The organism is Streptomyces sp. NPDC014733, from assembly GCF_043083385.1.
Taxonomy (GTDB): domain Bacteria; phylum Actinomycetota; class Actinomycetes; order Streptomycetales; family Streptomycetaceae; genus Streptomyces.
Genome location: NZ_JBIBYO010000002.1, coordinates 226,155 through 238,646, shown reverse-complemented (window position 1 = coordinate 238,646; position 12,492 = coordinate 226,155). Strand labels below are relative to the sequence as shown.

Sequence of the window (12,492 nt, the reverse complement as noted above, 5' to 3'; positions counted from 1 at the left end):
CGAGCCCGCCACCCCGCTTTCCCCGACCTGTGTCAGAAAAGCCGGAGATCCGGCTCCTGCGTTTTCCCCTTGTTCCGGTTCCTGCGGCGCTTTCCCCTCTCCCTCTTGGGACGGGGAAGATGCGGCACACGTGCTTCCGGCGGAAGATTTTCCCAGGTGGGGCGCAGGCCGTGGATCTGAAGCTCACCGACGAGTTCCTTCAGATAGGCCCGTGTCTCCGCGTCCGTGGAGTACAGCACGGTCGCACGGCTGGCCCGGGTCATCAGCACGTGGTAGGCATGGCGGATGAGCCGGGCGAATTCTTCGTCGTCAACACTGCCGGCTTTCACCTTCGGGTCGAATGATCCGGGCGCCGCGACGCGCTTGACACCCGACTCCGGGTCCTTGCGTTCCTTGCCCCTGCGGAACACCCACCGGTCGCCGCGGCGGACCATGTCCTCTCCCATGATCACGCCGCACCAATCCCATTCGAGGCCCTGCGCCGTGTAGACACAGCCGATCTGGTCGAGCCCCTTCTCGTGCACGGACCAGATCTTCGACGGCGGCGCGCCGTCCTCGCAGAAGGTCTCGCTGTACGCGTTCCACGCCCGGTGCCAGTCGCCGATACGGACATCAGCTTCCAGCCGCTTCTCCTTGCCGAGCGGCTTGGTCCAGGGCCAGCAGTAACCCGCGACCATCCGTGCGGATGCGCCGGCCAGGGCTTCGGTGCGGATGACGCGTTCCAGCTCCTCCGGGGTGTCCGCCACCTCGATGTGCATCAACCCGTCCGGGGTCCACCGCTCGGGCTCCTCGCCCGTCACCCCGAGGGCGGCACGTACCCAGCGGATGTAGGCGTCACTGCCGCCGCACCGGAACTGCTCCTGCAGGTCGTACTGGACGAGCTGGGCACCGTAGCGCCCCGCAGCGCCCTTGATCAGGTCGGTGGTGCCCACCTCGTTCGGCCGTACGGACTGGCCCTCGTCCAGGAAGAACACGGTCAGTCGGGAGGCGTCGAGAAGTTCGTCCACCTGTGGCTGCGTGCCCTGTTGTTCGGGCTTCCAGAAGCGGCTGGTCGAGCGGTCACGCAGGCGGTGTGCCTCGTCGCAGATCAGCACGTCCAGGGGCGGATCCGGTGGGGTGACGAAGCTGCTGAAGTAGGTGAAGGATTCCCGGAATTCCCGGTCGCCGTAGCCGACATGTTCTTGGAGCGCACCGTTGAACGCCCGGCTCCCGCTGGCGTATTTGACCGTCCGGCCCGCCGATTCCAGCTCCGCCTTGACCTGGAGGCCGATGGCGCTCTTGCCGGTGCCCGCGCCCCCTCTCACCAGGAATACCACGCGCCGGTCGTCCGGCACGAGGGCGGGACGCCGGTGGTCGGGAAGGACCTTGGAAGCCGCCTCCAGGATCTGGTCGGCGACCGTCTTCTGGCGCCCGCGCAAGGTGAAGACCGTGTCATCCCCGCGGGAACAGATCATGGCGTCGAGCAGCGGGGTATTGCGCAGCCCCATGCTCCGAAGCAGGATTTCGGCTGCGGAAGCGCCCCCTTCAGCGGCGAAGTTCCGCCGGAAATCGGCAAGCAGTTCTTCACGCTGATCTCCCGTGTAAACGCGGGCGTAGACTCCGGTGGGTGCATCCAGATCGGTCAGGGCCCGCACGGATTCCTGAGTGGCGTTGTGCAGATAGGCAAAGCCTCCACACTCGAATTCGATTCCGTTGAGGGGACCGCGCACTCCGGTGAATGCATCGTAGTATTCGCGTAGTTGAAGGGCAGGATGCTTCTTCGGCTCCTCGATGCCCGGGACGCGCACCTGCGTCATACCCGCGGCGGCACGTTCCAGCCTGGTCACCCTCGACCAGCGTTTCAGCTCGACGAGTTGGACGGAGAGCCGGTGCTCCTGCGGATGCTGACCGACGAGCACGACATCGATGAGCCGAGGGTCCCGCCGGCCTTCCTCGTCGAGCGTGGCGGCGCACTCGACGATCATCTCCACGTTTCCACGGCCGGACATCACCAGGTCGTTCGCGAGACTCACCAGGCTTTCCGCCCAGGCGGAACGCTCGGAGCCCGAGGCATCGCCGCCTCGGAAGTACCGCCATCGAGCGGCGAGATGCGGCACCATGCGGTCCCTGGAGTTCAGATCGAGGAGATCTTGAGCCGCCAACTTCAGCAGGAGCATGGACACGAGGTGGTTCCCCCTGGGCACGAGTGACTCGTGCGGGTGGGGGCATGTCCGCGTGGGGAAGCCCGTCGGGCCGCAACCGGTACCGGTGAGTTTAGAAGCCCCTCCGTGCCGATCGTCGTCGGGGCGGCTCCCGGTCTTGCAGCGGCCGCTCGGTCATCGTCGCGCCCGCACCGTGCCTACCTGCCCGCCGGCTTCCCGCCCGCCCCCTCCCGCCGCGCCACCCGCACCCCCACCATCCCGACCAGCAGCAGCACGGCGACCGTGCCGAGGGTGAAGGCTTCGAAGGTGGTGCGGGGGACGCCCCAGGTGGTGGCGAAGGCGTAGTCGAGGCCGAGGAGGGGTTCGAGGGTGCCGGGGAAGAGGGCGCACCAGGAGCCGAGCAGGATCCAGCCGTAGACCAGTGCTGCGCAGGTCATGAAGCCGCGGTGGCCGAAGGGGACGCGGTAGGGGCGGACCACGTCGGGGCGGCGGAGGCGGAGGAGGACGAGGGAGGGGACGATGATCAGGTAGGAGAGGAGCAGGGTGGTGACCGCCACGGTGAGGACGACGGCGAAGACCGCGCCCGCGTCGCCGCCCGCGAGTTGCATCGCCGTGAGCATGAACGCGGTGGCCACGATGCCGGAGAGCAGGTTGGTGCGGACGGGGGTGCCGAGGCGGGGGTGGAAGGCGCCGAGGGAGCGGGTGAAGAAGCCGCCGTCGGCGGCGGCCATCGCCTGCATCCGGTCGCTGACGATCATCCAGGCGCTGCCCTGGGTGAGCAGGGCGAAGACGAACATGACGGCGGTGAGCGTCAGCAGCGGCCCGGCCGCGGGGCCGTAGATGCCGAAGACCAGGCGGGCGCCCTCCATGAAGCCGCCGATGCCGGTGACCTGGCGGGCGGGGACGACGGCGAGGAGAGCGAGGACGGGCAGCAGGTAGCAGCAGACCGCGACGGTCGCGGAGCGGCCGAGGGCGGCGGGCACATCGCGCTGGGGGTCGTGCATCTCCTCTCCGGCGGCGTTGGGGGCCTCGAATCCGACGTAGGCGAAGAGCAGGATCGGCACCAGGGCGAGGAATCCGGCGGTCGTCGGGGTGAAGTGGGTGCCGGCCAGGCCCCGGAAGCCGTGTTCCAGGCCGTACAGCACGGCGGTCAGGGTGAACAGGGCGAGGGTGAGGACCTTCGTCGCGGCGCCGACGGTGGTGATCCATTTGCCGCGGCGCAGCGAGACGACGGCCGTGAGGATGGCGGTCCAGACGAAGAGCAGTTTGAAGGTGTAGTCGGCGACGGTGCCCGAGCCGAGGCGGAAGACGAAACCGTCCCAGGTCCGGGCGGCGAGGAAGACCAGCGAGCCGCCGAGCCAGATCGGGTTGGTCACCCAGTAGAAGAGGGTGGTGAGGGCGGCGGTCGAGCGGCCGAGGGCGAGTTTGACCCAGACGTACGGGCCGCCCTCCTGCGGGAACGCGGCGCCGGTCTCGGCGAACAGCAGGGCGTAGGGGACGAGGAAGAGCAGGGCGAGGGCCGCGGTCCAGGTGACGGCCTCGCCGCCGCCGGTGGCGATCTGACCGACGGTGTCGAAGGAGATGACCGCGGCGATGGCCATGGCGGTGATGTCGAGGCGCTTCAGGCTGCGCCGCAGGCCGGGCGTCGTGGTGTCGGGGGCGCGCGATGCGGTGGGCGGAGGAAGTGAGGACACGGGCAGTTCCTAAAGAAGAGCAGGCACGCGGGCGCGGAGGCGGGTGTGGCATCCGTGTCGGGGAGGCCCGGCGGGGTACCGGGCCTCCCGGGAGGGGTCAGGCGGCGCGGATCTCGCCGGTGGGGGTGGTGCGTTCGAGGACGCCGCGCAGCGCGGTGGCCACTTCCGCGGCCTCGGACTCGGTCATCACCAGCGGCGGGGACATCACCAGGCTGTGGGCGGAGTCGCGGACGATCACGCCGGTCTCGCGGCGGATGACGTCGTGCGGCATCCGGTCGGGGTGGAGCGGCAGGGGGGTGCGGGTGGCGCGGTCCTGGACCAGTTCGACGGCGAGCATCATGCCGACGGAGCGGATCTCGCCGACGGTCGGCAGCTCGCCGAGGTGCGCCTCCAGTTCGGCGTGGAGGAAGGCGCCCATGTTCGTGGCGCGGGCGAGCATGCCCTCCTTCTCGATGATGTCGAGGTTGGCGGTGGCGACGGCGGCGGCGACGGGGTGACCGTTGTAGGTGTAGCCCATGGGGAACCCGTGGTCGCGCAGGAGGGTCTCGGCGACGTGATCGCCCACCAGCAGCGCGCCGAGCGGGACGTAGCCGGAGGTGATGCCCTTGGCGGTGACGATGATGTCCGGGGTGACGCCGAAGTGCTGGGCGGCGAACCACTCCCCCATGCGGCCGTACGCGGTGACGACCTCGTCGAAGATGAGCAGGATGCCGTGGTGGTCGAGGACCTCGCGCACCCGGGGCCAGTAGTCGGACGGCGGGACGAGCATGCCGCCGACGCCCATGATGGGCTCGCCGATCATCGCGGCGATGTTCTCCGGGCCGATCTCCGCGATGCGCTCCTCCAGTTCGCGGATGAGGAAGTCGGTGGGGTCCTCGCCGCCGTAGAGGTCGGTGCGGTACGGCCACGGCGGCGTGAGGTGGGAGACGTGCGGCATCATCGGGGCGAAGCCCTCGTGGTAGAGGGGGAAGCCGGTGGCCGAGCCGCCGCCGTAGCCGATGCCGTGGTACGCCTTGCTGCGGGCGAGGATCCACGTCCGGTTGCTCTCGCCGCGGCGGTGGTGGTGGTAGCGGGCCATCTTGATGGCCGCCTCGTTGCCCTCCGAGCCGCCGGAGGTGAAGTAGACGTGGTTGAGGGGGTCGGGGGCGAGCGAGGCGAGGCGGGCGGCGAGTTCGATGGCCCGCTCGTTGGAGAACTCCCAGAAGCTGGTGAAGTACTCCAGCTTCCTCATCTGTTCGTGGGCGACGTCGGCCAGCTCGGTGCGGCCGTGGCCGATCTGGGCGAGCCAGAGGCCGCCGGTGGCGTCGAGGTAGCCGCGGCCCTCGGTGTCGGTGAGGCGGCAGCCGGAGCCGGAGGCCATGATGACGCGCTCGGCGGCGTCGCCCGGCAGGTAGGGGTGGATGATGTGAGCCCGGTCGAGGCGGGTGAGTCCGGCGGTGTCGGTGGTCATCGTGGGGCGTCCCTTGGTCGGTGCTGTCGGGTGGGGGCGGGGCGTGTCGGGCGCCCGCGCGGTCAGCCGTGGGAGATCCAGGTCGTCTTCAGGCCGGTGTACTTGTCGAAGGAGTGCAGGGAGAGGTCGCGGCCGTGGCCGGACTGCTTGAAGCCGCCGAACGGGGTGAACGGGGAGAGCGCGTCCACGGTGTTGACGGAGACGGTGCCCGCGCGCAGGGCGTCGGCGACGCGGTGGGCGCGGCCGAGGTCCGATGTCCACAGGGAGGCGGCGAGTCCGTAGGCGGAGTCGTTGGCGAGGCGGACCGCCTCGGCCTCGTCCGCGAAGGGCAGCACCGTCAGAACGGGGCCGAAGAGTTCGTCCCGGACGAGCGGGGCGTCGGGGCCGAGGCCGGTGACGACGGTGGGGTCGAGGTAGGCGCCGTCCCGGTCGGGCCGGGTGCCGCCGCAGACGAGCGTCCCGCCGGAGGACCGCACGGCGTCGAGGACCCGCTCCGCCTGGGCCTCGTCGACGAGCGGGCCGAGGCGGGTGGCGGGGTCGAGTGGGTCGCCCGGCTGCCATTCGCGGGCGTGGGCGGCGACGCGGGCCGTGAACTCCTCGGCCACGGACGCCTCGACCAGCAGGCGGGTGGTGGCGGAGCAGACCTGGCCGGCGTTGTAGACGAAGCCCCAGGCGGCGCGCTCCGCGGCGGCCGCCAGGTCGGCGTCGGCGAAAACCACGTCCGGGCTCTTGCCGCCGGCCTCGGGCCAGACCTGCTTCATGTTCGACTCGGCGGAGTAGGCAAGGAACCGCTTGGCGACAGCGGTGGAGCCGGTGAAGACCAGGGTGTCCACGTCCGGGTGGCGGCCGAGCGCCCGCCCGGTCGTCTCCCCCGGGCCCGGCACGACGTTCAGCACACCGTCGGGCAGCCCGGCCTCCGCGGCGAGTTCGGCGAGGAGCAGCGCGGAGAGCGGGGACTGTTCGGCCGGCTTCAGCACCACGCTGTTCCCCGCGGCCAGCGCGGGCGCCAGCTTCCAACTGGCGATGTCGAGCGGGAAATTCCAGGGCACCACGGCGCCGACGACGCCCAGCGGGGCGCGGCGTACGAGGGCGAGGTTGCCGGGCGGGGCCGGGGCGACCTCGTCGTAGAGCTTGTCGACGGCCTCGGCGTACCAGGCGAAGACGCCGGCCGCGCCGGGGACGTCGGTGCCGTAGGACTCGGCGATGGGCTTGCCCATGTCGAGGGTGTCGCAGAGCGCCAGGTCCGCGCCGTTCTCCTCGATGAGGCGGGCGAGGGCGAGCAGCACCCGCTTGCGCCGGTCGGGGGCGGTGCGGGACCAGCGGCCGTCCTCGAAGGAGGCGCGGGCGGCGGTCACGGCGCGGTCGACGTCGGCGGCGCCGCCGGCCGCCACATGGGTGGTGATCTCGCCGGTGGCGGGGTTCACGGTCGGGAGCCACCGGTCGCCGGTGGGGTCGGACCACTTCCCGTCGATGAACAGGCGGGTGCGGGGGGTGAATGCGGCGGCGCGTTGCCGCCAGTCGGCGTACGTCTGCATGCGGTGGCCTTCGATTGCGTCGTGGGACGTGGGCGAAGCGGTGGGCCGAGGTGGCTCCGACCGGGGCGGAGATGCCGTTCGAGACGGTGGGTGCGGCAGGGGGAAGGGCTCGGAAGGTGAGCGTCCGCACCGGTTTCTTTGAGTCGGAATTCAAACAATGGATGAACCGGCCGTCAATGCTCCGGGCAGGAACTTCTTGCACAGCCTGAGACGGGGGTCAGAGAATGAGCGGTATGAGGAAAGCCGGTAGACCACGCAACCAGACGGCACGCAGGCAGGCTCTCGTCTCAGCCGCGGGGCGGGCCATCGCGGAGCGCGGGCTGGAAGCCCTGCGCATCAAGGACATCGCGGACGCCGCGGGCGTCTCCCAGGGCTCGGTCCTGTACTACTACCCCGAGCTGAACGACCTCGTCCTGGAGGTGCACCGGGGCGCCGTGGAGGGCTATCTGACCTCCCGGCAGCGGGCCTACGACGAGGAACCGGCCGACGATCCCGCCGCCCGCTTCCGGGCCCTGCTGCACAGCGGACTGCCGGCCATGACGGACGATCCGGCCCACGGACTCCTCTACGAACTGCACCGGCGCGCCGGGCGCAGCCCGGGCCATGCCGAGCTGATGGCCTCGCTCTTCGCCCGGGAGGTCGCGCTCTACACCACCGCCCTGGAGGTGGGCGCCGCCAGCGGCGGCTTCACGCTGGCCGCGTCCGCGCAGGATCTGGCGCACGGGCTGGTGGCCCTGGAGGACGGCTACGGGCTGCACATCGTCAGCCGCAACGCCGCGCTCCACCCCGACCGTGCCCAGGAGTTGCTCCTCGCCCACGCCCGGGCGGTGACGGGGCGCGCCGACCTCTGAGCGTCCCTGCTCAGCCCTCGGCGGACCGGGGCGCGATGTCCCGCAGGACCTCCCTCACCGCCCGGACGCGGGCGGACCGGGTCACGCCGCCCACGGAGGCGAGCTGGACGGCGAGCGGCGGTCCGGCGTCGCGGAGCGGGAGCGCCGCGATCTCCCCGCCACCGTAGGTCTGGCGGGTCGCCGGACGCTGGTTGAGCACGGAGTAGCCGAGTCCGCGCGCCACCAGGGAGCGCACGGTCTCGTAGCTCCGGGTGCGGTAGCGGACGTCGGGGGCGGTGCCGGTGGCGGCCACCAGCGAGCGGAAGTAGTCGCGGCTGTGCGGCAGATCGAGGAGGACCAGCGGTTCGGCGGAGAGTTCGGACAGCTCCACGCCGTCCCGGTCGGCCAGCGGATGGGTGGCTGGGACGATCACATACGCCGGGGCGTGGGCGATGGTCTCGCAGTGCAGGTCGGGTTCGGCCGACAGGCCGAGGTCGTAGGTGAGGGCGAAGTCGATCCGGCCCGCCGTCAGCGCCTGGACGAGTTGGTCCGTCTCCGCCTCCACGACGTCGATCTCGATGCCCGGGTGGCGCCGGGTGCACTCGCTGAACAGCGGCGGCAGGTAGTAGGGAGCCAGCGTCACGAAGCAGCCGACGGTCACCGGACCGGAGAGCGACTCGCCGCTGCCCTGGGCCTCCCGTTCGACCTCGTGGGCGCGGCCCAGCAGCTCCCGGGCCTGCTGCCGGAGCCGTTCCCCCGCCGGGGTGAGCGTCAGGCTGCGGCCCCGGCGGCGGATGAACAGCTGCACCCGCAGGTCCCGCTCCAGGTTGTGGACGGCGGTGGAGACGGCGGACTGCGCGATGTGCAGCTCCGTCGACGCCTCCGTCATCGAACCGCGCTCGGCGGCCACCAGGAAGTAGCGGAGCTGAACGAGCGTGAAACCCACTGGTGACATCATCTGCGGCCCTCGGCTCCTGGTGATCCGGTCGGTGCCGACCTTATTGCGCGGCCGGTTCACGGCTCTCGACGGGCGCCGCCTCGGCCACATCCCCGGGGTGCAGCAGAGCGGAGCCGGCGGTCTCCCGCAGGGACATGGCTGCGACGAGACCTCCGGCGGCGAACACCATCAGGTACGGGCCGGGCACCAGGGTGCTGCCGGTCGCCGAGATGAGCACGGTCATCAGGTACGGCACCGTCCCGGCGAACAGCGCCGCGGTGATGTTGTAAGCGACGGAGAGGCCGCTCTGCCGGGTGCGGGTGGGGAAGATCTCCGCCGACCAGACCGCGTACGTCCCGAGGATCGCGGCCAGGATCACGCCGAGCGCCAGACCGGCGATCCACGTCCCGGCGAGTCCGGTGCGCATCAGCGAGAACGCCGGGGTGGCGAGGACCAGCAGGGCGGCGGTGGCCCCGACGAACACCGGCTTGCGGCCCACCCGGTCGGAGAGCAGCCCGAAGAGCGGCACCAGCACCAGGCCGAGCAGCGAGATCGCCGTGGCCAGCAGGGCGGCGCTGTCGGCCGGGTGCCCGAGGTGGTCGGTCTCGTAGGTGACGAGGTAGGTCAGCACCGCGTAGAACGGCACGTGCATGGCCGCCATCAGCCCCGCCGCCTGGAGCAGTTCCCGCTTGTGGTGGCGGAGCAGTTCGCGGGCGGGGCTGCGCGGGACGGAGCCGTTGGCCTCCAGCGTCCGGTACTCCGGGGTGTCCTCGATCTTGTTGCGGATGACGTAGCCGATGACGCCCAGCGGCGCGGAGACGAGGAAGGGGATCCGCCAGCCCCAGGAGGTGAGCTGGCCGGCGTCGAGCCCCGTCGACAGCAGCAGGAAGACGAACGACCCGGCGAGGAAGCCCAGCAGGGAGCCGACCTCCAGCCAGCTCACCCCGAAGCCGCGGCGCTTCCCGGGCGCGCTCTCGGCGAGGAAGCTGGCCGCACTGCCGAACTCGCCGCCCGCCGCGAACCCCTGGATCAGCCGCAGACCCACCAGGAGCAGCGGGGCGGCGATGCCGATCGAGGCGTAGCCGGGCAGCAGGCCGATGCACAGGGTCGCGCCGGACATCAGGAAGATGACCAGCGACAGGGTGCGTTTGCGGCCGATCCGGTCGCCGAGCGGCCCGAACACCAGGGCGCCGACCGGCCGGATGCCGAACGAGACGGCGAACACCCCGAACACGGCGAGCAGCCCGGTCGTGCTGTCCTCCGCCGGGAAGAACACGGTCGCGACGGTGCCGGCGAGATAGGCGTAGGCGGCCCAGTCGAACCAGTGCACGAACACGCCGATGGCTCCCGCGGCGACGCTCCTGCGCAGGTCGGCCACGTCGGTGGGCACCACTGCCTCGTTCTCTACGGTGCCGCTGTTACGGGTGCGCATGCGCGCCTCCTTGTGGGACGGGGAAAGGGGCCGGAAGCGGTGCGGGGTCGGCGGCGCGGGTTGCCCGGCGCGCCGCCGGCAGCCGGAGGACGGCGGGACCCGGCTCCGGGGGCCGGTGAGCGGCGCGCCGGGGGCGGCCACGGGAGCGTCATCGGTCCCGCGGCCGCCCCCGTCACCCCGCCGCTCCCCCGGCGGAGGCGGCCCGGTCCACGCCGGTCCAGGCCAGCGCGAGCGCCCCGTCGAGCAGGGCACGTCGGGCGGCCGGGCCCACGCAGTACGCGGCGAACTCGTGCTGGTGGTTGGTGGCAGGCAGCGAGCCGATGCCGATGTACGGGTGGATCGCCGGAACCACCTGCGAGACGTTGCCCATGTCGGTGGAAGCGCGGTTCATCCGCGCGGCCTGACCGGGCGGCGCGAACTCCCGACCCAGGGCGACGGCGTTGGCGCGGTAGTGGGCGAGCGCCGCCTCGTCCGCGCGGAACTCCGCGTACGGCTTGCTCTCCGGTTCGATCGCCAGCTCGCAGCCGGTCGCCAGGGCTCCGGCCTCGAAGGCGCGCAGGACGCGCGGCTCCAGCTCGGCGAGTTCGGCGAGCGTCTCCGCCCGTACGTACCACCGTCCGCTCGACCGCTCCGGGATGGCGTTCGGGGCGTCCCCGGCGTGTGTCACCACGCCGTGCACCCGGGCCGAGGGCGGGAGTTGCTGGCGGAGCAGACCGATCGCGACCTGCGCCACGGTGAAGGCGTCGGCCGCGTTCACCCCGGCCTCCGGATAGGCCGCGGCGTGCGCGGACTTCCCGGTGTACGCGACCTTGGAGTGGCTGACCGCGAACGGCCGGGCCTCGGCGACGTCGACCGGCGCCGGGTGCACCATCATCGCGAGGTCCACCCCGGCGAAGGCGCCGCGGTCCAGCATCTCGATCTTGCCGCCGCCGCCCTCCTCGGCCGGGGTGCCGTAGACCTCGACGGTGAGGCCCGCGTCATCGGCGACGGCGGCCAGACCGAGCGCGGCGCCCACCGAACTCGCCGCGATGAGGTTGTGCCCGCAGGCATGGCCGAGGCCGGGCAGCGCATCGTACTCGGCGCACAGCGCGACCCGGACCGGCCCGCTGCCGAACCGCGCGTGGAACGCGGTCTCCAGGCCCAGGTACGACGAGGTCACGTCGTAGCCCACCCGGTCGAGCAGTTCCGGCACGGTGGCCGCGGCCCGGTGTTCCTCCCAGGCGGTCTCCGGGTCGGCGTGCAGCCGCTCGGAGAGGCCGATCAGCTCCTCCGCCCGCCGGTCGACCGCCCGCCGGGCCGCCTCCTTCAGCGCACTCATCGCTGATCGCCCGGGACGCCGTACGAGGGGGAGGTGGCGGGGTCGAGGCCGCGGGTCACGTAGTCGTCCCGCTGCGGCAGCCACACGTCGAGGAGTTCGCCGAGCCGGTCCATGGGGTCGTCGGCCCAGTCCACCCGCAGGTCGGTGACGCGCCAGCCGACGTCCGCGACGACCGCCAGCCCAGCCGAGTGGACCGGCCCCGCCTCGCCGCCCGCGGCGACCGCGGCCCGCATGGCGGCGAGCAGCCGCTCCTCCAGTCCCCCACCGGCGGCGGCGTACGCGTCGATGAGCACGCTGGGGATGTGCGTACCGGAGAGCATGTTGCCGGCCGCCACCGCACCGTCCGCGGTGGCCGTGGCGTGGGTGCCCAGGGTCTGCGGACCGCTGAAGGCGTACCCGGGTCCGGAGCGGCCGAGGACGGTCAACTGCCGGTAGGCGATCGTCTGTGCGCTGCGCGCCGCGCCGGTCACCCCGGCCAGGGCCCGCTCCGCGTCGCCGTGCTCGGCGAGCGCGTCGAGCAGATCGGTGCCGAGTGTGGGGTCGGTGATGTTCTGCGAGGTCGCGGCGCCGACGCCGGGCCGCAGATGGACGACGCGGGCGGCGACGGCCGGGCTCGACGAGCTGGCCGCGATGCCGAACCGCTCGCCGTCCCGGACCACCAGGGAGAACGTCATGCCTGCACCTCCTTCGGGAGCACGGCGACCGCGTCGATCTCGCACAGCCACTCCGGGCGGGCGAGGGCGGAGACGACCAGCCCGGTGGAGATGGGGTGCACACCCTTGGTCCAGCGGCCGACGGTGCGGTAGACGGCCTCGCGGTAGCGCGGGTCGACGAGGTAGATCGTCAGCTTGACCAGGTGCTCCATACGGGCACCGGCCTCTTCGAGCAGCATCGCGATGTTGGCCATCGCCCGCTCGGCCTGCGCCTCGGCGTCGCCGATGCCCACCGACTCGCTCGTGTCGAGGTCCTGGCCGATCTGCCCCCGCACGTACACCGTGTCACCGGCGACGACGGCCTGGCAGAGGTCGTTGTCGAGGTTCTGTTCGGGATAGGTGTCACGGGTGTTGAACGGACGGATCCGGGTGTGCCCGCCGGCCACGATCGGGGCGTTCACCCGGCGGCCCCCGCCGGTCGGGGTCGTGGAGGTCATCGTCT

Annotated in this window: 10 protein-coding genes; 1 reads left to right on the top strand and 9 read right to left on the bottom strand. The window is 71.8% G+C overall.

The window, feature by feature from the left end; genetic code table 11:
- Window positions 1–32: 32 nt before the first annotated feature.
- The 4 genes from ACF1BH_RS05840 to ACF1BH_RS05825 all read right to left on the bottom strand — a co-directional run bounded on the left by ACF1BH_RS05840 (window position 33) and on the right by ACF1BH_RS05825 (window position 6,820).
- Window positions 33–2,156 (bottom strand): DUF2075 domain-containing protein, encoded by a 2,124-nt coding sequence (locus tag ACF1BH_RS05840; protein ID WP_391641604.1) that lies wholly within the window; start codon window positions 2,154–2,156, stop codon window positions 33–35.
- 182 nt (window positions 2,157–2,338) lie between these two features.
- Entirely contained in the window at window positions 2,339–3,835 is a 1,497-nt protein-coding gene (locus ACF1BH_RS05835; protein WP_391641159.1) for an APC family permease, read from the bottom strand.
- 97 nt (window positions 3,836–3,932) lie between these two features.
- Window positions 3,933–5,285, bottom strand: a complete 1,353-nt coding sequence (locus ACF1BH_RS05830) for an aspartate aminotransferase family protein (protein ID WP_391641158.1) — start codon at window positions 5,283–5,285, stop codon at window positions 3,933–3,935.
- Window positions 5,286–5,347: 62 nt separating this feature from the next.
- Window positions 5,348–6,820, bottom strand: a complete 1,473-nt coding sequence (locus ACF1BH_RS05825) for an aldehyde dehydrogenase (protein WP_391641157.1) — start codon at window positions 6,818–6,820, stop codon at window positions 5,348–5,350.
- Window positions 6,821–7,053: 233 nt separating this feature from the next.
- On the opposite strand from ACF1BH_RS05825, the gene ACF1BH_RS05820 reads away from it, so the two are divergent.
- Entirely contained in the window at window positions 7,054–7,671 is a 618-nt protein-coding gene (locus ACF1BH_RS05820; RefSeq protein ID WP_391641156.1) for a TetR/AcrR family transcriptional regulator, read from the top strand.
- Window positions 7,672–7,681: 10 nt separating this feature from the next.
- On the opposite strand, the gene ACF1BH_RS05815 is transcribed toward ACF1BH_RS05820, so the two are convergent.
- The 5 genes from ACF1BH_RS05815 to ACF1BH_RS05795 form a co-directional block, all read right to left on the bottom strand.
- Window positions 7,682–8,596, bottom strand: a complete 915-nt coding sequence (locus tag ACF1BH_RS05815) for a LysR family transcriptional regulator (RefSeq protein WP_391641155.1) — start codon at window positions 8,594–8,596, stop codon at window positions 7,682–7,684.
- 52 nt (window positions 8,597–8,648) lie between these two features.
- Complete coding sequence (locus ACF1BH_RS05810; protein WP_391641154.1) at window positions 8,649–10,019, bottom strand: MFS transporter; 1,371 nt, start codon at window positions 10,017–10,019, stop codon at window positions 8,649–8,651.
- 172 nt (window positions 10,020–10,191) lie between these two features.
- The gene (locus tag ACF1BH_RS05805) at window positions 10,192–11,337 is read right to left on the bottom strand and encodes a M20 family metallopeptidase (protein WP_391641153.1); all 1,146 of its coding nucleotides are present in this window, start codon (window positions 11,335–11,337) and stop codon (window positions 10,192–10,194) included.
- A complete protein-coding gene (locus ACF1BH_RS05800) occupies window positions 11,334–12,011 on the bottom strand; it encodes a DUF1028 domain-containing protein (protein WP_391641152.1) in 678 nt (225 codons plus the stop codon). The genes ACF1BH_RS05805 and ACF1BH_RS05800 overlap by 4 nt, the downstream gene beginning before the upstream one ends.
- Window positions 12,008–12,487, bottom strand: coding sequence for a RidA family protein (locus ACF1BH_RS05795; RefSeq protein ID WP_391641151.1), 480 nt, complete (start codon window positions 12,485–12,487; stop codon window positions 12,008–12,010). Before ACF1BH_RS05795 ends, ACF1BH_RS05800 begins: the two co-directional genes overlap by 4 nt.
- Between the last annotated feature and the right edge of the window lie 5 nt (window positions 12,488–12,492).